Source organism: Pseudomonas sp. GW821-FHT05H12, assembly GCF_059419385.1.
Window position 1 is genome coordinate 1 of sequence record NZ_JBWKRS010000003.1, and the last position, 22,555, is coordinate 22,555.

A 22,555-nucleotide genomic window follows, 5' to 3' on the forward strand; every position below is an offset into this window, starting at 1 on the left:
ACGCATACCCAAACACCTCAGATTTGGGCGCCATCATAGCGCCCGATTGAAGTGTCCAAAATCATTAGGCCAGTTCAAGCCAGCTCCCACATGTTGACCGTGCAAATCCGATCCAATGTAGGAGCTGGCTTGCCAGCGATGGCGCCAGTACGATCAACACCGAGCTTCAGGGATACCCCAACACCTGCTTCACCGAAGCCAGATTCGCCTCAATCCACCCCCGATCAATCGCCCCCCAGCTGCGAATCCGATAGTGCCCCGCATGGTTGCGGGCGCCGTCTTCCTGTTCGAACTCACACACGATATCCAGGTCGGCCAACGCCGCAATGGTGTCCTGCGCGGTGCGCCGGGGCATGCCGGTCACGTCGGTCAGCGCAGGCACGCTGCTGGCCAGCCCGCTGTCGATCAGGTAGGCCACGTACAGGCGGCGGTAGAAGCTACTCTTGGTCTTGCTCACATCCATGGTGGTCGCCTTGTGCGGTCAGGGTTTGCCCTGCAGGTCGCGATACGTGAGGTACACCCGCAGGTCGAATTCCACCTGATGGTAGCCCGGCATCATGTAGTCGCAGAGTTTGTAGAACGCCTTGTTGTGGTCCGATTCCTTGAAGTGCGCCAGTTCGTGCACCACGATCATGCGCAAGAATTCCGGCGCGGCCTCTTTGAACAGCGAGGCGATGCGAATCTCCTTCTTGGCTTTCAGATTGCCGCCCTGCACCCGTGAAATCGTGGTGTGCAGGCCGAGGGCGCGGTGGGTCAGGTCCAGGCGGTTGTCAAACAGTACTTTGTCGATGGCCGGCGCGTTGCGCAGATGTTCCTGCTTCAAGGCCAGCGCATAGGCGTACAGGGCCTTGTCGCTCTGCACGGCGTGGCGCTCGGGGTAGCGTTTTTCCAGGTAGTCGCCCAACTGGTCCTTGGCGATCAGCTGGCGCACCTGCTCCTGGAGCGCGGCGGGATAGGCCTGGAGGTATTTCAGGACGGTCATGGGGTCTGCAACAGGGTTGGAATGGCGCCAGTGTAGCGAATTCAGCGCAAGCGCGGGGACGACCAGCCCGCCACTTCCTCTGCCATCAGCGGCTGCGCCGCCAGCGGCCCCTGGATAAATGGGCAACCGTTGGCGTTGAGCCACTGGGATTGCTCCAGCGTCTCGACGCCCTCGGCCACCACCAGCACATCAAAATGCCCACACAACTCAATAATGCTGCGCGCCAACGCCGCATCCCGCGCCGAGGCCGGCAAGCGCGCCACCAGTCGCGGGTCCAGCTTGAGGGTATCGAACTCCAGGTCGCGCAAATGGGCCAGGGAGCAGTGGCCGCAACCGAAGTCATCCAAGGCGATCCGCACGCCGATCTGGCGCAGCAGCCGCAGCTGTTTGGTCGACTCTTCGAGGTTGCTCATCAGGCTGTCTTCACTGATTTCCACCTCCAGCTGCCGACCCTGCAACCCATGTCGTTCGAGCACCTGCTGCAGTTGGTTGGCCAGGTTGGGCATGTTGAACTGGCTGCTGCTCAGGCTCACGCTCAGCACCAGCTCGCTGTCAAAGCTGGCTTGCCAGGCCTGGCGCTGGGCCGCGACCTGCTGGTAGATCCACGCACTGAGCTGGCTGATCAGGCGTGCCTCTTCCAGCAGCGGTAGAAACAGACCGGGCGGTACATCGCCGACGCTGGGGTGCTGCCAGCGCAACAGCGCTTCGACGCCGCGCAAACGCCCATCCTCCAGGGACACCTGCGGCTGATACACCAGGGTGAATTCCTTGTTCTGGATGGCCGTGCGCACACTGTCTTCGAGCATCAGGCGCGAACGGGCACGACCGTTCATTTCCTGATCGTAATAGCGATACTGCTGACGCCCCGCCCGCTTGGCCTCGTACATGGCAATGTCAGCGGCCCGCAGCAGGCCGTTCAAGTCCGAGCCGCAATCCGGGAACGTGGCGATGCCAATACTGACCCCAAGCATCACGTCCAGCCCCTCAACTTGCTGGCACACCGACACCCGTTCGATCAGTTTTTCCGCAATCTTGGCCGCCTGCTCCGGGAACTCAAGTTCCAGCAACGCGGTGAATTCGTCGCCGCCCATGCGCCCCAGCACATCATAAGAGCGCAGGCAGCTTTGCAACTGCTCCGACACCCAGCGCAGCACCCGGTCACCGGCGTCATGGCCCAGCGAATCATTGACCCGCTTGAAACCATCGAGGTCCAGGTACAGCAAGACCAGGGACTGTTCGCTCCGCTCGCTGCGTAACAAGGTGTTTTCCACGGCCTGGTAGAACCCTCGACGGTTCAACAGCCCGGTCAGCGGGTCGGTGACCGCCTGGAACTCCAGTTGCTGGTGCAGGTGGCGCACCTCAGACATGTCCAACACCGTCACTACCATTGCCTTGCGCTCGGCCGGTAGCGATGCACAAGACATGGCCACCGGCACCTGCTGGCCGCGATCGGTACGCAAAATGGCGTCGTGCAAACGCCAGGTCTCGCCCTTGCGGTACCCGGCCATCATCTGCGACTCCAGCCACACGGGCACATGGGGTTTTTGCAGGAAGCCCAGGAACTCCCGACCTTGCAGCTCCTGGAGCGTCGCGTTGAGCAGGCGCGAGATCGCCGGGTTGGCGTACTCGATCACGCCCTCTTCACTCACCACCAGGATGCCTTCGGCGGCGTTGTCCAACACCGAGGCATTAAAGGCGCGGGCGGATTCCAGGTCATGGCTCAGGCGTTGCAGCGCGCGGCGGTTGCGCTGGTGCTCCAGCAAAGCCTGGACCTTGGGCTTGAGAATATTGGGGTCGAAGGGTTTGAGCAGGTAGTCGATGGCGCCGCTGGCATAGCCTTCCAGTACCGCAGACGGTGATTGCGCATGGGCACTGAGGAAAATGATTGGCGTCATGCGCGTGCGCTGGCTGCCGCGCATCAACCGTGCGACTTCAAAGCCGTCCATGCCGGGCATCATCACATCCAGCAGTACCAAGTCGACTTCGTGCGCCAGTAGCAACTCCAACGCCTCCACCCCGGAGCTGGCGGTGACGACCTGCCAGTCTTCCCGGTGCAAAAGCGCGCGCATGCTGATCAGGTTTTCCGGGTAGTCATCGACCACCAGAAGAACCGAACCGCCATCGCCGTGGTGTGGGGCGCCATCCATGCTACGTCTCTTCCTTGGGGAGCTTCCGGTCATTTCTGAGAGAAAAACCGGACAAACGCTGAGGCCTCACTCTAGCCCCGGTTCCCGAAAATCAGAAGTGACACGGGTGCCATCATTGATCCAAAGCTCAGGAAGCCGACTAACGGTCAGCCCCTGCAAGCCCCGATTCACGGGAAACATGGCTTTTTGGCATTCCGTTGACGCCAATAAATCGCCATCGACCGTTTAACAAGTGAGCCGCCAGCGCCTATAAAGAACCTGTGAGCCCCCGGGCTAAAGCTTTCACCCTCTGTAAAAGGCCAACGCCATGATCGACCTCTCTACCTGGAACCTGAGCATTCCGGTCGGCTCGCCCCCGGCGACCATCGACACCCCGAAACTGCTCAGCGGCTTCAAAGACCAGTATTTCCAGGCCGAAGGCAGCAACGTGCAATTCTGGACCCCGGTGACCGGCAGCCGCACCGAGAACGCCATCTACCCCCGCAGTGAACTGCGCGAGACCTACGCCGATGGGCGCCTGCGCAACTGGACCTACCCGGATGCCGACAACTTCCTGCGCGCCACCTTGGCGGTCAATCAAGTGCCCTCCACCGGCAAGGTCGTCATTGGCCAGATCCATGCCTATGACAGCCAGAAGCCGCTGATCAAATTGGAGTACCAGTTCAAGGAAAAGACCCAGACCGGCAACATCGTCGCCAAAGTGCGCATGCGCCCGGATGAGGACGAAGGGCGGGTGATCATCGTGGCGTCGAATGTGCCGTTGGAGAAAAGCTTCACTTACGTGATCAACCTGAACAAAGCCGGACTGCTCAGTGTGTATGCCGCCGACGGGGAGTGGAATGAGCGTATTGGTGCAGCCTGGGGCGCCAAGCAGTTGTATTTCAAGGCGGGGGTGTATGTGCAGGACAATAGCGGGAACAGCAAGGAGGGCGCGCGGGTGACGTTTGCCAAATTGGATATTGATCACGAGTGAAAGCGGCCTCAATACCTGTAGGAGCCGGCTTGCCGGCGATGGCGGCGTGTCAGTCACAGGCATGTTAACTGGTAGCCCACGATCGCCGGCAAGCCAGCTCCTACAAAGGCAGGCACAAAAAAGCCCGCATCACTGCGGGCTTCATTTTAAACGTCTAAGGCTCAGTTCACCTTAGCGTTCAACTCACCTTTCAAATACCGCTGGTACATCGCTTCCAACGAGATCGGCTTGATCTTCGAAGCATTACCCGCAGTACCAAACGCTTCATAACGCGCGATACACACGTCACGCATTGCCGTCACAGTCGCACCAAAGAACTTACGCGGATCAAACTCGCTCGGGTTGGTGGCCATCAGGCGACGCATCGCACCAGTGGACGCCAGGCGCAGGTCGGTATCGATGTTGACCTTGCGCACGCCGTACTTGATGCCTTCGACGATTTCTTCAACCGGTACGCCGTAGGTTTCTTTGATGTCGCCACCGTACTGGTTGATGATCGCCAGCCACTCTTGCGGGACCGAGGAAGAACCGTGCATCACCAGGTGGGTGTTCGGGATGCGTTTGTGGATTTCCTTGATGCGGTCGATGGCGAGCACGTCGCCGGTCGGTGGCTTGGTGAACTTGTAGGCGCCGTGGCTGGTGCCGATGGCGATGGCCAGGGCGTCGACTTGGGTCTTTTTCACGAAGTCAGCGGCTTCTTCCGGGTCGGTCAGCATTTGGCTGTGATCCAGCACGCCTTCGGCGCCGATGCCGTCTTCTTCGCCGGCCATGCCGGTTTCAAGCGAACCCAGGCAGCCCAGCTCGCCTTCAACCGACACGCCGCAGGCGTGGGCCATGGCGACGGTTTGTTGGGTCACGCGTACGTTGTACTCGTAGTCGGTTGGGGTCTTGCCGTCTTCGCCGAGGGAGCCGTCCATCATGACCGAGCTGAAGCCCAGTTGGATGGAGCGCTGGCACACGTCAGGGCTGGTGCCGTGGTCCTGGTGCATGCACACCGGGATGTGCGGGAATTCTTCGATGGCCGCGAGGATCAGGTGACGCAGGAACGGCGCGCCAGCGTATTTGCGCGCACCGGCCGAAGCCTGGACGATCACGGGGGAGTCAGTCTTGTCAGCGGCTTCCATGATGGCGCGCATCTGCTCAAGGTTGTTGACGTTAAAGGCTGGGACGCCGTAGCCGAACTCGGCTGCGTGGTCCAGCATTTGACGCATGCTGATAAGTGCCATTGTGTTGTCTCTCCCGGTCGAGGGTCGTTAATCGTGCAAGCCTGCCGTAGCGGGGGCTGCTATTCAAGTTATTGCAGATCAAGGGGTTGGGCCTTGGCCTGCTGAATCGTTATTGCAACTGGGCTCGACTCAAATTCCAATCTGGAACCGAATCATGTGGGAGCTGGCTTGCCTGCGATGGCGACTTACCTCCCGACATCTTCAGTGGCTGACCCACCGCAATCGCGGGCAAGCCCGCTCCCACATTTGATCTTCATTGATCCCACTACTGGGCTTTGCAACCACGGCCGATCAGATCGTCGGTGGCTACCCAGTAAACCAGGCCTTCCTCACCTTTTGTGTGAAACGCCAGTTGGTCGTTGGCGTACAGCACGCCCGAAGCGGCGACGTCCTGTTTAAGGCGATAAACCTGGTCGGAACCGCCGAGGCGTACGTCCACCTCGGATTTAGCCTGATTAGCAAAGCGCCAGTTGACCTCAGCCTTGCTGTCGCAGGTCCAGGTGGTCCACTTGTCGGCAGGCTCGGCCTTGCTGTTGAACATGTTCATGCTGCTGCAGCCGGCCAACAGGGCCAGGGCTGCCAGGGCGAAAACGCCTTTCATTGCCAATCCTCGTAGGGCGGCCCACAGCCGCCAGTTGATCAGACCCGTCAAGGGCAACCCTGTTCCTGACCGTTGGGCGCGGCGTCGTATTTCTCCAAGCGCTCGTTGCCGATGCGCTTGTTGATCACCGGCATGGTCTCCGCCTGCCAGTCCGCCTGGTAGCAGCTTTTTTTCGGCTGCCCCGGCGCAGGGTTACCCGCCTCCGGGGCCGCGCTTGGCGTGCTGCCGCAGCCGGCCAACAGGCCCGCTGCGATCACCAGTGCCAACGACTTGATCATGGGAATACTCCTTTTCCGGATCACGAGCCTTAGCCTTTGGCTCGAGTTTCCAGCACTTCAACGGCCGGCAGTACTTTGCCTTCGACGAACTCGAGGAATGCGCCGCCACCGGTAGAAATGTAGGAGATCTGGTCAGCAACGCCATATTTATCGATGGCCGCCAGGGTGTCGCCACCGCCCGCGATGGAGAATGCCGAGCTTTCAGCGATGGCCTTGGCCAGCACTTTGGTGCCGTTGCCGAACTGGTCGAATTCGAACACGCCCACTGGGCCGTTCCACAGGATGGTCTGGGAGGCTTTCAGCAGTTCGGCGAAATTGGCAGCGGTTTGCGGGCCGATGTCCAGGATCATGTCGTCGGCGGCCACGTCAGCGATCAGCTTGACGGTGGCTTCAGCGCTTTCGGCGAATTCCTTGGCGACGACCACGTCCACCGGCAACGGCACGCTGACTTTAGCGGCAATGGCGCGGGCAGTGTCCAGCAGGTCCGGCTCGTACAGGGATTTGCCCACCGGGTGGCCGGCTGCGGCCAGGAAGGTGTTGGCGATGCCGCCACCGACGATCAACTGGTTGCAGATCTGGCTCAGGCTGTTGAGCACGTCCAGCTTGGTGGACACCTTGGAGCCAGCCACGATGGCGGCCATCGGCTGGGCCGGAGCGCCCAGGGCCTTGCCCAGTGCATCCAGTTCAGCGGCCAGCAATGGGCCGGCAGCTGCAACCTTGGCGAACTTGGCCACGCCGTGGGTCGAACCTTCAGCGCGGTGGGCAGTACCAAAGGCGTCCATCACGAACACGTCGCACAGCGCAGCGTATTGCTGGGCCAGTTCGTCGCTGTTCTTTTTCTCGCCCTTGTTGAAGCGCACATTCTCGAACAGCACGATATCGCCGGCTTTGACGTCGACGCCACCCAGGTAGTCAGCCACCAGCGGCACGTCGCGGCCCAGGGCTTTGCTGAGGTAATCGGCTACGGGCTTAAGGCTGTTTTCAGCGGAGAACTCACCTTCGGTCGGACGACCCAGGTGGGAGCAGACCATGACGGCCGCGCCTTTTTCCAGGGCCAGCTTGATGGTCGGCAGCGAGGCCAGGATTCGCGCATCGCTGGCGACAACACCGTCCTTGACGGGGACGTTGAGGTCTTCGCGAATCAGTACGCGCTTACCTTGCAGATCGAGGTCGGTCATCTTCAACACGGTCATGGGTCGCAGTTCCTGAATTACTGTTGAGGTTGTTTAGAGGCGATGTGCAGATAATGTTCCGCAACATCCAGCATGCGGTTGGCAAAACCCCATTCGTTGTCGAACCAGGCCAGGATGTTCACCAGCCTCGGGCCGGAAACGCGGGTCTGGCTGGCATCGACAATCGCCGAATGCGGGTCATGGTTGAAATCACAACTGGCGTGGGGCAACTCGGTATAGGCCAATAAGCCTTTGAGCGGGCCGCTGGTGGCGGCGTCGCGCAGGATCCGGTTGACCTCCGTCGCATCAGTATCGCTGACGGTTTGCATGGTGATGTCCAGGCAGGACACGTTCACCGTCGGCACCCGTACGGCTTTGGCCTGGATTCGCCCGGCAAGTTCCGGTAACAATCTTTCGATACCGCGAGCCAGGCCGGTGGACACCGGAATCACGGACTGGAACGCCGAACGCGTACGGCGCAGGTCTTCATGGTGATAGGCATCGATCACCGGCTGGTCGTTCATCGCCGAGTGAATCGTGGTGATCGACACGTAATCCAGGCCGATCGCCTGATCCAGCAGACGCAACAGCGGCACGCTGCAGTTGGTGGTGCAGGAGGCGTTGGACACCAGCAGCTCATCACCGGTCATGCAATCCTGGTTGATGCCATAGACGATGGTGGCGTCGACATCCGCCTCGCTGGCCATCGGCTGGGAAAACAGCACACGCGGCGCGCCGGCGTCGAGAAAACGCTGGCCATCGGCACGGGTGTGATAGACACCGGAACACTCCAGCACCAGGTCGACGCCCAGTGCTTTCCAATCGATGCCTTCGGGGGTGGCACTGCGCAACACCTGCACGCAGTTGCCATTAATGTGCAGACAATCACCCTCGACCCGCACTTCGCCTGGGAACCGGCCATGGGTGGAGTCAAAGCGTGTCAGGTATTCGATGCTGGCCATGTCGGCCAGATCGTTGATCGCCACAATTTCAAACCCGGCCGCCGCCCCTCGCTCGAACAGAGCACGCAAGACGCAACGACCAATGCGGCCGTAGCCGTTGAGTGCAACTTTGTAGGGACGCGGTTGAGGCATGGGGTTCTCGATCAAGGTTAGTTCGGTGTTGAATGTTCGGACGCCATCGCGGGCAAGCCCGCTCCCACATTAGACCGCGATCCAAATGTGGGAGCGGGCTTGCCCGCGATAGCGCCAGTACAGACAACGCAGACTGACTTAGTCTTCCAGCAGCTCTTCAGCCTGACCCAGGATGTTTTCCAGGGTGAAGCCGAACTCTTCGAACAATGCTGGCGCCGGCGCCGACTCACCGTAGGTGGTCATGCCGATCACGCGGCCTTCCAGGCCCACGTACTTGTACCAGTAGTCGGCGTGAGCCGCTTCGATGGCGATACGCGCGCCGACTTGCAGTGGCAGTACCGATTGCTTGTAGCCGGCGTCCTGGGCTTCGAACACGCTGGTGCACGGCATCGAAACAACACGCACCTTGCGGCCTTGCTCGGTCAGCTTGTCGTAGGCCTGAACGGTCAGGCCCACTTCGGAACCGGTGGAGATCAGGATCAGCTCCGGCTCGCCCGCGCAGTCCTTGAGCACATAACCACCACGGCTGATATCGGCGATCTGCGCGTCGGTACGCACTTGGTGTTGCAGGTTCTGACGCGAGAAGATCAGCGCCGAAGGGCCGTCCTTGCGCTCGATGGCGTGCTTCCAGGCCACGGCGGATTCCACCGCGTCGGCTGGGCGCCAGGTGTCCAGGTTCGGCGTGGTGCGCAGGCTGGTCAGTTGCTCGACCGGCTGGTGCGTCGGGCCGTCTTCGCCCAGGCCGATGGAGTCGTGGGTGTACACATGGATTACACGCTTCTTCATCAGCGCCGCCATACGTACCGCGTTACGGGCGTATTCCATGAACATCAGGAAGGTCGCGCCGTAAGGCACCAGGCCACCGTGCAGGGAAACGCCGTTCATGATGGCGCTCATGCCGAACTCACGTACACCGTAGTACATGTAGTTGCCGCTGGCGTCTTCAGCCGACACACCTTTGCAGCCTTTCCACAGGGTCAGGTTGGAACCGGCCAGGTCAGCCGAACCACCGAGGATCTCAGGCAGTAACGGGCCAAAGGCGTTCAGGGTGTTCTGGCTGGCTTTACGGCTGGCGATGGTCTCGCCCTTGGCTGCGACTTCGGCGATGTAGGCCGAGGCTTTTTCCGAGAAGTCGGCAGGCAGGTCACCGGCAAGACGGCGAACCAGCTCGTTGGCAAGTTCTGGGAATTCAGCGGAGTAGGCAGCGAAACGCTGGTCCCACTCGGCTTCGGTCGCCAGGCCTTTTTCCTTGGCGCTCCACTCGGCGTAGATATCAGCCGGGATTTCGAACGGGCCATGGTTCCACTTCAGGGCTTCACGGGTCAGGGCGATTTCCGCGTCACCCAATGGGGCGCCGTGGCAGTCTTCTTTACCTTGCTTGTTCGGCGAACCGAAACCGATGGTGGTCTTGCAGCAGATCAGGGTCGGCTGCTCGCTCTTGCGGGCGGTGTCGATGGCGGTCTTGATCTCTTCCGGATCGTGGCCGTCGACGTTGCGGATCACTTGCCAGTTGTAGGCTTCGAAACGCTTGGGGGTGTCATCGGTGAACCAGCCTTCGACTTCGCCGTCGATGGAGATGCCGTTGTCATCGTAGAAGGCAATCAGCTTGCCCAGGCCCAGGGTGCCGGCCAGGGAAGCGACTTCATGGGAAATACCTTCCATCATGCAGCCATCACCCAGGAACACGTAGGTGTGGTGGTCGACGATGTCGTGGCCAGGGCGGTTGAACTGCGCGCCCAGGACTTTTTCAGCCAGCGCGAAACCAACGGCGTTGGCCAGGCCTTGGCCCAGGGGACCGGTGGTGGTCTCGACGCCTGGGGTGTAGCCGAATTCCGGGTGGCCCGGGGTGCGGCTGTGCAGCTGGCGGAAGCTCTTGAGGTCGTCGATGGTGACGTCGTAGCCGGTCAGGTGCAGCAGCGAGTAGATCAGCATCGAGCCGTGGCCGTTGGACAGCACGAAGCGGTCACGGTCGGCAAACGATGGGTTGCTCGGGTTGTGTTTCAGGTAGTCACGCCAAAGTACTTCGGCGATATCCGCCATGCCCATTGGGGCACCTGGATGGCCGCTGTTGGCTTTTTGCACGGCATCCATGCTGAGGGCACGAATAGCGTTGGCACGCTCACGACGGCTGGGCATCGCTGATCTCCTGGGGTTTGCTGAAAAGAAACGGAAAAAAGGACCCGCATTTTCCCTCAGCCACCGCCTGCGGGCAATGACAGATAGTCACTTGAGGGTGTTTTTCCTGTGCTTTGGGCGGCATTCGTCTGCAGAAACCGGTCACCGGTTCGTCTAAAGGCTATAGCGGCTGCTTATAACCGCCACTTATCGATCAATATCAAAACTTTTTGATATTGGCCTTGCAGGGATTTCCACCCGTCACTAGACTGCTGGCCTTATGAACCTACCTGTGCCCTCCCTGCGTCCCGACGATGGCGAAGAGCTGGCAGCCTTATGCAAGGCCGCTGGTGATCCGTTGCGCCTGAACGTCTTGCGCGCACTGGCCAACGACTCGTTCGGCGTACTGGAACTGGCGCAGATCTTCGCCATCGGCCAGTCCGGCATGAGCCACCATTTGAAGGTACTGGCCCAGGCCGACCTGGTGGCCACCCGCCGCGAAGGCAATGCGATTTTCTACCGCCGCGCCCTGCCCCACACCGATCTGCTGGGCGGCAAGCTGCATACCGCCCTGCTCGAAGAAGTGGATAACTTGAGCCTGCCCACCGACGTACAGTCGCGCATCGGCCAGGTCCACGGGCAACGGGCTGCCGCCAGCCAGGACTTTTTCTCACGGGTCGCTGAGAAGTTTCGCGCCCAGCAGGACCTGATTGCCGGCCTGCCCCAGTACCGCGAAAGCGTACTGGCGCTGCTGGACAAGCTGAGCTTCAGTGATGAGGCGACGGCGCTGGAAGTCGGCCCCGGCGACGGCGGTTTCCTGCCCGAACTGGCGCGGCGCTTCCAACAGGTCACGGCACTCGACAACAGCCCGGCGATGCTCGAACTGGCGCGCCAGCTGTGCGAGCGCGAAGCACTGGGCAACGTCAGCCTGCAGTTGGCCGACGCGCTCAATGACACCAGCCTGCGGGCCGACTGCGTGGTGCTGAACATGGTCTTGCACCATTTCGCCGCACCGGCCGACGCCCTCAAGCAAATGGCCGGGTTGCTGCACCCTGGCGGTAGCCTGCTGGTTACGGATTTATGCAGCCACAACCAGAATTGGGCCAAGGAGGCCTGCGGTGATCTCTGGTTGGGTTTTGAACAGGACGATTTGGCCCGTTGGGCCACCGCTGCGGGACTCGTTCCCGGGGAAAGCCTCTATGTAGGTTTACGTAATGGTTTCCAGATCCAGGTCCGCCACTTTCAGCGACCGGCTGGCGACACTCACCATCGGTAAATATCAGGAAAACATCGAGATGAGCGAATACTCCCTTTTCACCTCCGAGTCCGTGTCTGAAGGGCATCCGGACAAAATCGCCGACCAGATTTCTGACGCGGTGCTGGACGCCATCATTGCTGAAGACAAGTTCGCCCGTGTGGCGTGCGAGACTCTGGTGAAAACCGGTGTAGCGATCATCGCGGGTGAAGTCACCACGTCGGCCTGGGTTGACCTGGAGCAGATCGTTCGTGACGTGATCACCGACATCGGCTACACCAGCTCCGACGTCGGCTTCGACGGCGCGACCTGCGGCGTGATGAACATCATCGGCAAGCAGTCCCCCGACATCAACCAAGGTGTGGACCGTGCCAAGCCTGAAGATCAGGGCGCCGGCGACCAAGGCCTGATGTTCGGCTATGCCAGCAACGAAACCGACGTGCTGATGCCAGCACCGATCACCTTCTCGCACCAGCTTGTGCAACGGCAAGCCGAAGCCCGCAAAGCCGGCCTGCTGCCATGGTTGCGCCCGGACGCCAAGTCCCAGGTGACCTGCCGTTACGAAGGTGGCAAGGTTGTCGGTATCGACGCCGTCGTACTGTCGACCCAGCACAACCCGGACGTTTCCTACGCCGACCTGCGTGAAGGCGTGATGGAGTTGATCGTCAAGCACGTACTGCCTGCCGAGCTGCTGACCAAGGACACTCAGTTCCACATCAACCCGACTGGCCAGTTCATTATCGGTGGCCCGGTGGGCGACTGCGGCCTGACCGGTCGCAAGATCATCGTCGACAGCTACGGCGGCATGGCCCGTCACGGCGGTGGCGCATTCTCGGGTAAAGATCCATCCAAGGTTGACCGTTCCGCTGCCTACGCCGGTCGTTATGTGGCCAAGAACATCGTGGCGGCCGGCCTGGCCGAGCGTTGCGAGATCCAGGTTTCCTACGCCATCGGTGTGGCCCAGCCTACGTCGATCTCGCTGAACACCTTCGGCACCGGCAAGATCAGCGACGACAAGATCGTGAAGCTGGTGCGTGAGATCTTCGACCTGCGCCCTTACGCCATCACCACCATGCTCGACCTGCTGCACCCGATGTATCAGGAAACCGCAGCCTACGGCCACTTCGGTCGTACCCCTGCGCAGAAGACTGTCGGCGACGACACCTTCACCACCTTCACGTGGGAAAAAACTGACCGCGCCAACGACCTGCGCACTGCTGCCGGCCTGTAATCGCTCGCGGCACACAGAGCCCTGCCGGGTTGTCCCGGCAGGGCTTTTTTATGGCTGGCGTTTACGGGACGACCTTCACGTTTTTTGGATCCAATACTTGCAGGCCAAATAATGGCCCTCTAGAATCCGCGCCCTCTCGGGCCCTTCACCTTATTTGGATATTGCCCTGCGCCAGCCCGGGATAGACACGCGCGCGGGCAATCGAACATTGAGGTTTTCATGCGTATTTCCACACTCGCCCCTGCCGCCCTTCTGCTCAGCCTGTTCGCCCTGCCGGCCCATGCTGCCGACCTGAGCGCCCTGGGTGGTGCCCTGACGTCCAAACTGGGCGTGAGCAATTCCGGCGATTGCCAGCAACAAGCCAACGACCTGCAAGCCAAGATCGATGCTGCCAAGGCCGCCAAGGACGATCTCAAAGAGAAAGCCTTCAAAGCCGCTCAAGACCAGATCAACAAAGGTTGCAACAAACTCGCTGAGACCCAGGCCAAAGCCGACGCCAAGCCGCAAACACAGGAAGCCAAGGCCGATAAAGCCGACCCGGTGAAAGCCTTGGGCGGTCTGTTCAAGTAAGTAGAAACACCCGGTAAAAAGCCCCGCGCTGTCGGGGCTTTTTTGTGGCCGTGAGGATCACTTAGGCTGTGCGTCCTTTTCGGGCAAGGATGCTCATGATGCGTTTTCTGATTGCTCTTTTATTGAGTGCGGTGCCGTTTCTGGCGTGGGCCGAAGCGTGCCCGGATGACGCCCGATCTCAACTCGACAGTCTGGCCAGACAGGTCAGTCAATGGGATGACAGCTACCACCGGCTTGGCCAGTCGCCTGTCAGCGATGAGTTGTACGATCAGGCCCGGGGTCGCCTGGCCCAATGGCGCCAGTGTTTTCCTCAAACCCAGCCTGACAACCCGCTGGCGAGTTCGCGAGGCACAGTGCGTCACCCAGTCGCTCACACGGGCCTGGAAAAACTGCTGGATGAGGCGGCGGTCGGCGACTGGCTCGGTACACGGCAAAACGTCTGGATCCAGCCCAAGATCGACGGTGTGGCGGTGACACTGGTGTATCGCCAGGGTCGCTTGAGCCAGCTCATCAGTCGCGGCGACGGGCTGCTCGGCCAGGACTGGTCAGCCGCCGCACGCAAGATCCCAGGCATCGTCCAGCATCTCCCGGAACCTGTTGACCTGGTGCTGCAAGGCGAACTCTATTGGCGCCTCACTGATCATGTGCAGTCGGCAAACGGAGGCCTCAGCGCCCGCAGCAAGGTTGCCGGCCTGATGAACCGGCGCCAACTGAACGATGCCGAAGCTGGTGGTATCGGCTTGTTCGTCTGGGCCTGGCCGGATGGCCCGCCCGATTTTACCGAACGCCTGGCGACCCTCGCACGCTGGGGCTTCCCGGACAGCCAGCGCTACAGCCAACCCCTCCAGACCCTCACCGAGGCCGCACACTGGCGCAGCTATTGGTTCAACCACCCGTTGCCGTTCGCCAGCGATGGGGTGGTGCTGCATCAAGCCGTGCACGCACCCGCCGAACGTTGGCAGGCCAGCACACCCTACTGGGCGGTTGCCTGGAAGTACCCGGCGGCCAAGGCCCTGGCGCTGGTACGCAAGGTGCAATTCAAGATCGGGCGAACCGGGCGCATCACCCCCATCCTGGAGCTGGAACCTGTGCGGCTGGACGACCGGCAGATCAGCCGAGTCAGCGTCGGCTCCCTCAAGCGCTGGCAGGCGCTGGATATACGCCCCGGCGACCACGTGTCCATAAGCCTGGCCGGCCAGGTAATTCCGCGACTGGACCAGGTGATCCTGAGGAACGAGACAAGGGTGCCGCTCACCGTACCCGAAGCCCGGGACTTTCACCCCTTGAGCTGCTGGCAACTGGATCCGGGCTGCGAGGAGCAGTTGCTGGCACGCCTGACCTGGATGAGCAGCGACCAGGGCCTGGCTTTGCCCCATATGGGCCGTGAAACCTGGAACGTATTGCTCCAGGCCGGTCTAATCGCAGGCTTTCTCGATTGGTTAACCCTGGATGAGGCAGAGCTTGCTAACATTGATGGCTTCGGTGATCGCAGCCGTGCGCGCGTGCTCAACAGCATTCACAGCGCCCGGCAACGGCCCTTTGCACAATGGCTAAAAGCCCTGGGCGTACCGCCCTCGGCACGCAACAACCTGGACGGCGGCTGGCAAAACCTGGTCGCTCGAGACACCAAAGCCTGGCAGGCCGCAGATGGCATCGGCCCAGGGCGTGCAGCGCAACTCAGCGCTTTTTTTCACGACCCGCAGGTACAGGCCTTGGCCGAAACATTACACGTGGCTGGGATCGACGGGTTTTGAACCCGGCCCACCGCTCTTTAACCCAACGGCAGAATTCACCCTGCCACCCGTTTGCGACCTTGGAGCCCTACATGAAGTTTCTCGCCCCGTTTGCCCTGTTGACCGTCGCAAGTTTCATGGCCACGCCGTTGCTGGCCGCAGAAGAAGCCCCTCAACTCACCGGCTGTGCCGCCAAGCGCCAAGCCATCAGCACCCAGATCGATCAAGCCAAGGCCCACGGCAACAGCGAACAGCAAGCCGGCCTGGAAAAAGCCCTGAGCGAAGTGACCGCCAATTGCACTGATGCTTCCTTGAAGAAGGAGCGTGAGAACAAGGTGCTCGACGCCAAGCACGAAGTCAGCCGCCGTCAGGCCGACCTCGACAAGGCGATGAAAAAGGGCGACGCCGACAAGATCAACAAGCGCAAGGACAAGCTCGCCCAGTCCCGCAAAGAACTGCAGGACGCAGTCGAAGAGCTCGACAAGTAAAACCGGTCAGTGGTCGCGGAACTGCTTATGGCAGGCCGTGCAGGCGTCTTCGACTTTCTGCACGGCCGGCCCCAGGTTGCTGGCCTTGTAAGGCTGCACCTGGCTTGCGATTACCAACTCGCCGGTGGCCGCTTCAAGGTTGCGCGCCAGTTCCTGGAAGCGTGCCTGTTGCTGCCAGACGTTGTCTTTAGCACTGGTGTGATCTTCCTCACGCACGCTCGGGAAATGCTTCCACGGCTCGTGGGACAACGCATCGAGCTTGACCGCGCCTTCAGCGAACTTCGCACCGTCGAACGGGATACGCCCACGCAACATGCCGCCCAGGTCTTCGCCGGTCTTGAGCATCTGCTTGAAGATCGCCTTGCGCTGGCCCAACGGCGAATTCGGGTCGACACCGCCACAGGCGGACAGCGTCAGGCAGGCCAGCAATACAACGGTCAGTCTTTTAAAAGTCATGATGGCTTCGAGGTCACGGGAAACGGCGGCCAGTATCCTCGCCCCGCCCGTAAACACCAATAGCCCTATTAATAATAAGGGTTGCCCGAATGCGCCAATGCACGGGCAATCGCTTCAGGAAGTGCTTGTATGAATGTCACCCGAAAAGCCTGGAGCCGCCGCCTGGCGTGGGCTCTGCCAATGATCGCGCTGCTGGCCGGCTGCGATGGCGGCAAGGATGCGGGCAAAGATGAAATCGTAAAACCCCATGCCGTCGCGACCTACGTGAGCGCGCCTTGGGAAGCTTTGCCCGCGGTGTCCGACACGGATTTGCTGGCCGGTTTTGAATCCTGGCGCAGTGCCTGCCAACGCCTCAAGGCCGACCCGGTCTGGGGCGCGACCTGTGCCGCTGCAGCCAGCGTGCCGGGCAACGCCGCAGCGGTTCGCGGCTTTCTCAAGGAGCGTCTGGATGTCTTCGGCTTGCGCTCGGCGGACAACACCCCGAACGGCTTGATCACCGGCTATTACGAACCGGTCTACTCCGGCAGCCTGACCAAGACCGCCACCGCCAACGTGCCAGTGTATGGCGTGCCGGACGACCTGATTATCGTCAACCTCGAAAGCATCTACCCGGAACTCAAGGGCAAGCGCCTGCGCGGTCGCCTTGAAGGTCGTGTACTTAAGCCCTATGACGATGCCAGCGCCATCAATGACCAAGGCTCCAATGCCAAGCCGATCGCCTGGCTGACAGACCCGATGGACCTGCAATTCCTGCAGATCCAGGGCTCAGGTCGCATCCAGCTGGCAGGCGGGCGGCAACTGCGCATCGGTTATGGCGACCAGAACGGCTACCCGTACCGTCCTATCGGCCGCTGGCTGGTGGAACAAGGCGAGTTGAAAAAGGATGACGTGACCATGGGTGCCATCAGCACCTGGGCCAAGGCACATCCGCAACGTATTCCGGAACTGCTGGCGAGCAACCCCAGCTATGTGTTCTTCAGCGCCCGCCCCGACAGCAACGAAGGCCCTCGGGGTTCGCTGAACGTGCCGTTGACTGCCGGCTACAGCGTGGCGGTGGACCGCAAGGTGATTCCGCTGGGTAGCTTGTTGTGGCTGTCGACGACTAAACCGGATGGTTCGCCTATCGCAAGGCCCGTCGCGGCGCAGGACACAGGCGGCGCGATTACGGGTGAAGTGCGCGCGGATCTGTTCTGGGGGACTGGCGCTGAGGCGGGGGAGCTGGCCGGCAACATGAAGCAGCAGGGGCAAATCTGGATGCTATGGCCCAAGGGGGCTGCGCTGCCGCAAGTACCCGATGCCCCTGCCGGGACTTGAAGAACATCACCGAACCCGTGTGGGAGCCGGGCTTGCCCGCGATGGCGGCCTGTCAGATACATCTTTGCTGGCTGACACTGCGCGATCGCAGGCAAGCCAGCTCCCACATCGGGCTGCGTCAAACTTTAGATCGAGACAAAGAAGAAACTCGCAATCAACGCCATGCCGACAAACCACACCAGCGAACGCAACATCGCCCAGTCTGCCAGGTAGCAGATGATGTACAGGAGGCGACTGGTGATAAACAGCACCGCCAACACATTGATCGTCACCAGTGACGCGGTGCCGGCCAGGTGCGCGATGATCACCGCCGCGGCAAACGCCGGGGTGACTTCAAAGCTGTTGAGCTGGGCGTTGTGGGCGCGCTTGGCGAACCCGTCAAGGGTTTCCAGGAAGGCACGAGGGTCGTGGTTCTGCCGTGGCCCGAACTTGCCGCCGCTGAACTTGGCCACGCCCGTGCACAGATAAGGCAGGAAAATTGCGATCAACACACACCAGAAAGCGACCGTCATCACTGATTCCTTTTGTCGTTTTAGTCAGGAGTTAGAGTTTTAGCACTAATAAAGCCACGCCGCACCCACCCGCTATGAGCGACGGAGTGCGCAAAGGTTCTATCCGGCTTTTGCCAGAGAGCCTGCAACCACCCACCGCAATTGCGGTCCATCCACCATTAACGATCGTCTACCCCCCACTTCCAAGGACCCCGGATGCTTGAACTTGTCGCCGCCTTCATTTGCCTGACCACCCTGCTCACCTATGTGAACTTCCGTTTTATCGGCCTGCCGCCCACCATTGGCGTGATGGTCACGGCCCTGCTGTTTTCCCTGATCCTGCAAGGCTTGAGCGTCCTTGGCTACCCCGGCCTCGAAGAACGTATCCAGCAATTGATCGGCCAGATCGACTTCGGCGACCTGCTGATGAACTGGATGCTGTCCTTCCTGCTGTTTGCCGGCGCCTTGCACGTCAACCTGAACGACCTGCGCAGCTACCGCTGGCCCATTGGCCTGCTGGCAACCTTTGGCGTGTTGATCGCCACCGTGGTGATTGGCAGCCTGGCGTACTACATCTTTGCCTTGTTTGGCTGGCACGTGAGTTTCCTGTACTGCCTGTTGTTCGGCGCGCTGATCTCCCCCACCGACCCGATTGCGGTACTCGGCGTGCTACGAACCGCCAATGCATCCAAACCGCTGAAAACCACCATTGTCGGCGAGTCGCTGTTCAACGACGGCACGGCGGTGGTGGTGTTTACCGTCTTGCTGGGCATCGCACAGCTGGGTGAGACGCCCACCGTGGGCGCCACTGCCATGCTGTTTGCCCACGAGGCGATTGGCGGTGTGGTGTTCGGCGGTCTGATCGGCTACCTGGTGTACCTGATGATCAAGAGCATCGAGCAGCACCAGATCGAAGTGATGCTGACCTTGGCCCTAGTGATCGGCGGCTCGGCGATGGCCACTGAATTGCACGTTTCGGCACCGATCGCGATGGTGGTGGCCGGCCTGATCATCGGCAACCTGGGCCGCAAGCTGGCGATGAACGACATGACCCGCCGCTACCTGGACGGTTTCTGGGAGCTGCTCGATGACATGCTCAACGCCCTGCTGTTCGCCCTGATCGGCATGGAGTTGTTGCTGTTGCCGTTCAACTGGCTGCATGTGTTCGCCGCCAGCCTGCTGGCAGTGGCGATCCTGCTCTCGCGCCTGTTGACCGTCGCCCCGGCGATCCTGTTGCTGCGCCGCTGGCGCACGGTGCCACGGGGCACCATCCGCATTCTCACCTGGGGTGGTTTGCGCGGCGGCGTCTCGGTAGCACTGGCGCTGGCTCTGCCGCTGGGCCCGGAGCGCGACCTGCTGCTGAGCATCACCTATATCGTGGTGCTGTCGTCGATCCTGTTGCAGGGTTTGAGCATCGGCAAGCTGGTCAAACGCGTGACCCGGGACGAACCCCAGGCTACGCCTGACGCTCACTGATCCTTGCTGATTGGCTGCGGATGCCTCGGGTCCGCAGCCTTCTTGCCCGGCAGACTGTTTTCACTGCGGATCTGCGCGTGGCTGATCAGCGCAAAGATAAAGCTGCCGCCAATGATGTTGCCCGCCAGCGTCGGCCCGGCGAACACCAGCCAGAAGTCCTTCCACGGCAATTCGCCGGCAAATACCAGGTAGGACACCTCCGCCGAGCCCACGACGATATGGGTGAAGTCCCCCAGCGCCATCAAGTAGGTGATCAAGATGATGATCCACAGCTTGGCGCTTTCCATCGACGGGATCATCCACACCATGGTGGCAATCATCCAACCAGAGACAATGCCCTTGGCGAACATCTGCCCGGGGTCGTTCTCCATGACCTTGCGCCCGATGTCGAGGAAGGCCATGTCGGTCTTGGTGTCGAAGATCGGCAGATGCAGCATCACGTACGCCACCAGCAAGGTGCCGCACAGGTTACCCACCAGCACCACCGTCCACAGGCGCAGCAACCGGCCAGCATTGGCCAATGTCGGCTTGCTCATCACAGGAAGAACGGCGGTCAGGGTGTTTTCGGTGAACAGTTGCTGGCGCGCCAGGATCACCGCGAGGAACCCCGCGCAGTAACCGAAGCTGGCGATGACTTTGAATTCCTCACCGTCCGGCAACCGTGAGTTGAGCAGTCCCATGCCCATCAGGGACAAGCCCATGGTCAGGCCGGCCGCCAGCGCCGACCACCACAGCGCCGCGACATTGCGCTCCAGTTCCTGGTCGCCCTGGGTGCGGATGATTTCATGCAGGACCGCCGCGCGGGGCGGCTGGTTCTTGTCCACGTCCTGCTGCTCTTCCTGCGACAGGTTGGGGGTCTTGCCGTCTTCTTCAGTAGCCATGATCGTTCAGCGCTCGAGGGGTGCCTGTAGCTACGACACGCCGCGACGACAGCTGTTCAGTGGCCCGGTATACGCCAGGCCTTGGCCATTTCCACAGTGGTCGAGCTGAACGGCTTGCCCCAGGGTTTATTGCGCGCTTTGTAATGCTCAATGATGACATCCAGCACGCGGTTGAACTCGGCGGGGGTGGTGGCTTCGCCCAGGTCCCGCGCGGCGCGTTGCAGCAATTCAACGTTGGACGCCGGCTGGCCCGGGCGGTACAGCGACGGGTAGATGACCTCTCGCGTGAAGTTTTCAGCTTTCACCGCGATATCGCGCCGCTTCATTTCGGCGACAGCACTGGTCATCACCCTCGAGAGGGGCTCTCCGGTGGCTGACGCCGGTTTTTGAGCCACCTGCATCAGTTGCTGGAAGTTGTGCTGACCCGGCGCATTCAGACGCTTCCCCAGCCACTCAACATGCTCAGGTCGACGGGCAAGCGCATCCAGGTTACGTAATGCCGCCGCCAGTTTCGGCGTAATTTTCAGGGTATCGCTGGCCTGATTCGCTTCGGTAATCGCGACATCCAGTACCCGCAACGCCTGCAGCGCCCCCTTGTGAAACAGCAACACATCCGCACCCGCCGGGTCCTTCGCCAACTGATCGCTCACGCTGGCCAGCATTTCATCGTCCATCGCCAGCACTGCGCTCTCCAATGAAGCAAACGGATACTGCTCGCGGACCACCTCACGTTTGTCCAAATGCGCAGCCACTGCCTGATGAGCCTTCGCCTGCAGGTGCTGTTTCTGTTCGGGGGTCATGGTGAAGTTGACGGTGCCGTTGAGCAGGCCGCGAAAATCGCCTTTGTCCGTGTGCAGCGGCAATGTCACCGTCTGGTCGCTATAGGCCTTGAGCCGTTCTGTTTGATAAGCCCCAGCAGCGGCATGTGGGGTGCCGGTCACTTTATCGACGATGTGGCTGATAAACCCGCCGCTTTTTTTCGGCGCTGCCTCTTCGGACTCAAACTTGACGACCAGCGACTCAGGCTTGCTCAACGGGCCCAGCGACAGCGACGAGCCGACCACGCCGGGCGCGGGCGTGTTGGCCAGCAAGCCACCGTCCTGGAACGCAGTAACTTCAGCCGCTTCCTGAAACCCATGGCCTTGTTCTTGAGGGCTCTTGAACACCACCGGCAGCGAGCCTGAAATGCGCGCGGCGCGGGCGATATCCATGTCCGGTGTGAGGTTGGCATTGAACACCACCAATTGCGGACGACCGTCGAACATGCCGGTGCCGGTGATATTGAGTTGCTTGATCGCCGGAATATGACGGCTTAACACTTCAAGGTCGCGAAAGGTCGGCGCATCACCGGCGCTCAGCCTGTCGGCGATCTTCATGACTTCAGCGGGCCGAGCAGCCCTTGGCATTTCGGCAATATGCACCAGGATCGATTTGCGAGACTCGCTGCGCATCATCTCTTCCAGGGGGGAGGCCTCGGTTTGCAGGCGCGGCAGCAACGTCAGCAGCAATTGGGAGATGTTGCCGGCAGGCCCAGGCAAGCGACCGGCGAGCTTGCCGAGGTGGGTGCTGACGCCTTGCAACCAAGCGGTCACCGGATCGTTGCTATTGAGCAGGCTTGGCAGGTCGATGCTGTTCGACAGCTCGCCGAACGCCTTGGCGCCCATGCCGCTGGCCAGCAAGGTCGCGGAAATCGCGCCGGCGGATGAGCCGGAAATCACCTTCATGCCTTGCAGTTTCTTGCCATCCTCCAGCGCCTGCACCATCCCCGGAAACGCAATGCCCTTGGCGCCACCACCGCTGGGCACCAAGTGGCTGGGCGGCGACGGAGACACGCTCACCTGCACTCGCCCATCGCTATAACGATAGAGGCTCAACTTGCGCGGCCCTACATCTTTGACCAGAGGCGTCCTGACGTCCTGGTCGACGGTTTGAGGCAACGGCGGACGGATTTGGACAGGGGAGTTGGACACTTTCATACGCAGGCTCTCGCTACAGGTTGTGGTCCTGTGTGATGAGAGAGCCTGAGAAAGATCCAGGCGGAATGATTTGGTAAAGCAAATCAAACCGTCGTT

At 61.0% G+C, this 22,555-nt stretch carries 21 protein-coding genes; 8 read left to right on the top strand and 13 right to left on the bottom strand.

The annotated features are described in order from the left end of the window. Nucleotides 1–166: 166 nt before the first annotated feature. The 3 genes from AC07SU_RS03255 to AC07SU_RS03265 are packed head-to-tail and all read right to left on the bottom strand — an operon-like array spanning nucleotide 167 to nucleotide 3,129. On the bottom strand, nucleotides 167–463 hold the full coding sequence (locus AC07SU_RS03255; RefSeq protein ID WP_178920092.1) for a winged helix-turn-helix domain-containing protein: 297 nt from the start codon (nucleotides 461–463) through the stop codon (nucleotides 167–169). Between the two features lie 18 nt (nucleotides 464–481). After that, nucleotides 482–982: a M48 metallopeptidase family protein gene (locus AC07SU_RS03260; RefSeq protein WP_176996707.1), complete on the bottom strand. Its 501-nt coding sequence runs from the start codon at nucleotides 980–982 to the stop codon at nucleotides 482–484. A gap of 41 nt (nucleotides 983–1,023) precedes the next feature. Further along, nucleotides 1,024–3,129 (bottom strand): putative bifunctional diguanylate cyclase/phosphodiesterase, encoded by a 2,106-nt coding sequence (locus tag AC07SU_RS03265; RefSeq protein WP_494996195.1) that lies wholly within the window; start codon nucleotides 3,127–3,129, stop codon nucleotides 1,024–1,026. A 307-nt stretch (nucleotides 3,130–3,436) separates the two neighbouring features. Between AC07SU_RS03265 and AC07SU_RS03270 the strand changes: the two genes are divergently transcribed. Next, nucleotides 3,437–4,102: a polysaccharide lyase family 7 protein gene (locus AC07SU_RS03270; RefSeq protein WP_176996709.1), complete on the top strand. Its 666-nt coding sequence runs from the start codon at nucleotides 3,437–3,439 to the stop codon at nucleotides 4,100–4,102. A gap of 161 nt (nucleotides 4,103–4,263) precedes the next feature. Here the strand turns inward: AC07SU_RS03270 and fba are convergent, their stop codons facing one another. The 6 genes from fba to tkt all read right to left on the bottom strand — a co-directional run bounded on the left by fba (nucleotide 4,264) and on the right by tkt (nucleotide 10,609). Then, entirely contained in the window at nucleotides 4,264–5,328 is a 1,065-nt protein-coding gene (fba, locus tag AC07SU_RS03275; protein WP_003177554.1) for a class II fructose-bisphosphate aldolase, read from the bottom strand. A gap of 265 nt (nucleotides 5,329–5,593) precedes the next feature. Next, nucleotides 5,594–5,929, bottom strand: a complete 336-nt coding sequence (locus tag AC07SU_RS03280; RefSeq protein ID WP_122488822.1) for an MliC family protein — start codon at nucleotides 5,927–5,929, stop codon at nucleotides 5,594–5,596. A 47-nt stretch (nucleotides 5,930–5,976) separates the two neighbouring features. Continuing rightward, complete coding sequence (locus AC07SU_RS03285; protein ID WP_176996715.1) at nucleotides 5,977–6,207, bottom strand: hypothetical protein; 231 nt, start codon at nucleotides 6,205–6,207, stop codon at nucleotides 5,977–5,979. 29 nt (nucleotides 6,208–6,236) lie between these two features. After that, nucleotides 6,237–7,400: a phosphoglycerate kinase gene (locus tag AC07SU_RS03290; RefSeq protein WP_010207155.1), complete on the bottom strand. Its 1,164-nt coding sequence runs from the start codon at nucleotides 7,398–7,400 to the stop codon at nucleotides 6,237–6,239. A 17-nt stretch (nucleotides 7,401–7,417) separates the two neighbouring features. After that, on the bottom strand, nucleotides 7,418–8,473 hold the full coding sequence (gene epd, locus AC07SU_RS03295; protein ID WP_494996196.1) for an erythrose-4-phosphate dehydrogenase: 1,056 nt from the start codon (nucleotides 8,471–8,473) through the stop codon (nucleotides 7,418–7,420). A gap of 138 nt (nucleotides 8,474–8,611) precedes the next feature. Continuing rightward, the gene (gene tkt / locus AC07SU_RS03300) at nucleotides 8,612–10,609 is read right to left on the bottom strand and encodes a transketolase (protein ID WP_176996717.1); all 1,998 of its coding nucleotides are present in this window, start codon (nucleotides 10,607–10,609) and stop codon (nucleotides 8,612–8,614) included. A gap of 259 nt (nucleotides 10,610–10,868) precedes the next feature. On the opposite strand from tkt, the gene AC07SU_RS03305 reads away from it, so the two are divergent. From AC07SU_RS03305 to AC07SU_RS03325, 5 genes are all read left to right on the top strand, one after another. Beyond that, nucleotides 10,869–11,864 (top strand): ArsR/SmtB family transcription factor, encoded by a 996-nt coding sequence (locus tag AC07SU_RS03305; protein WP_494996197.1) that lies wholly within the window; start codon nucleotides 10,869–10,871, stop codon nucleotides 11,862–11,864. A 19-nt stretch (nucleotides 11,865–11,883) separates the two neighbouring features. Further along, entirely contained in the window at nucleotides 11,884–13,074 is a 1,191-nt protein-coding gene (metK, locus tag AC07SU_RS03310) for a methionine adenosyltransferase (RefSeq protein ID WP_176996719.1), read from the top strand. 219 nt (nucleotides 13,075–13,293) lie between these two features. Then, nucleotides 13,294–13,644: a hypothetical protein gene (locus AC07SU_RS03315; protein ID WP_176996720.1), complete on the top strand. Its 351-nt coding sequence runs from the start codon at nucleotides 13,294–13,296 to the stop codon at nucleotides 13,642–13,644. 95 nt (nucleotides 13,645–13,739) lie between these two features. Continuing rightward, entirely contained in the window at nucleotides 13,740–15,398 is a 1,659-nt protein-coding gene (gene ligB, locus AC07SU_RS03320) for an NAD-dependent DNA ligase LigB (protein WP_494996198.1), read from the top strand. Nucleotides 15,399–15,469: 71 nt separating this feature from the next. Continuing rightward, nucleotides 15,470–15,865 (top strand): DUF1090 domain-containing protein, encoded by a 396-nt coding sequence (locus tag AC07SU_RS03325; RefSeq protein WP_176996722.1) that lies wholly within the window; start codon nucleotides 15,470–15,472, stop codon nucleotides 15,863–15,865. Nucleotides 15,866–15,871: 6 nt separating this feature from the next. Here AC07SU_RS03325 and AC07SU_RS03330 read toward each other — a convergent pair whose 3' ends face one another. Then, the gene (locus AC07SU_RS03330) at nucleotides 15,872–16,321 is read right to left on the bottom strand and encodes a c-type cytochrome (RefSeq protein ID WP_176996723.1); all 450 of its coding nucleotides are present in this window, start codon (nucleotides 16,319–16,321) and stop codon (nucleotides 15,872–15,874) included. A 129-nt stretch (nucleotides 16,322–16,450) separates the two neighbouring features. Here AC07SU_RS03330 and mltA point away from each other — a divergent pair, with 129 nt between their 5' ends. Next, the gene (gene mltA, locus AC07SU_RS03335; protein WP_494996199.1) at nucleotides 16,451–17,635 is read left to right on the top strand and encodes a murein transglycosylase A; all 1,185 of its coding nucleotides are present in this window, start codon (nucleotides 16,451–16,453) and stop codon (nucleotides 17,633–17,635) included. A gap of 125 nt (nucleotides 17,636–17,760) precedes the next feature. On the opposite strand, the gene AC07SU_RS03340 is transcribed toward mltA, so the two are convergent. Continuing rightward, nucleotides 17,761–18,147 carry an MAPEG family protein gene (locus tag AC07SU_RS03340; protein WP_176996725.1) on the bottom strand — a complete coding sequence of 129 codons (387 nt, stop codon included), beginning with the start codon at nucleotides 18,145–18,147 and terminating at the stop codon, nucleotides 17,761–17,763. Nucleotides 18,148–18,342: 195 nt separating this feature from the next. Between AC07SU_RS03340 and AC07SU_RS03345 the strand changes: the two genes are divergently transcribed. Next, nucleotides 18,343–19,602 (top strand): cation:proton antiporter, encoded by a 1,260-nt coding sequence (locus AC07SU_RS03345; protein ID WP_494996200.1) that lies wholly within the window; start codon nucleotides 18,343–18,345, stop codon nucleotides 19,600–19,602. Here the strand turns inward: AC07SU_RS03345 and AC07SU_RS03350 are convergent. Further along, a complete protein-coding gene (locus AC07SU_RS03350; protein ID WP_176996727.1) occupies nucleotides 19,596–20,483 on the bottom strand; it encodes a formate/nitrite transporter family protein in 888 nt (295 codons plus the stop codon). The two genes, AC07SU_RS03345 and AC07SU_RS03350, sit on opposite strands and share 7 nt — an antisense overlap. Before the next feature lie 56 nt (nucleotides 20,484–20,539). Next, nucleotides 20,540–22,459: a patatin-like phospholipase family protein gene (locus AC07SU_RS03355; protein ID WP_494996201.1), complete on the bottom strand. Its 1,920-nt coding sequence runs from the start codon at nucleotides 22,457–22,459 to the stop codon at nucleotides 20,540–20,542. Nucleotides 22,460–22,555 lie beyond the last annotated feature (96 nt).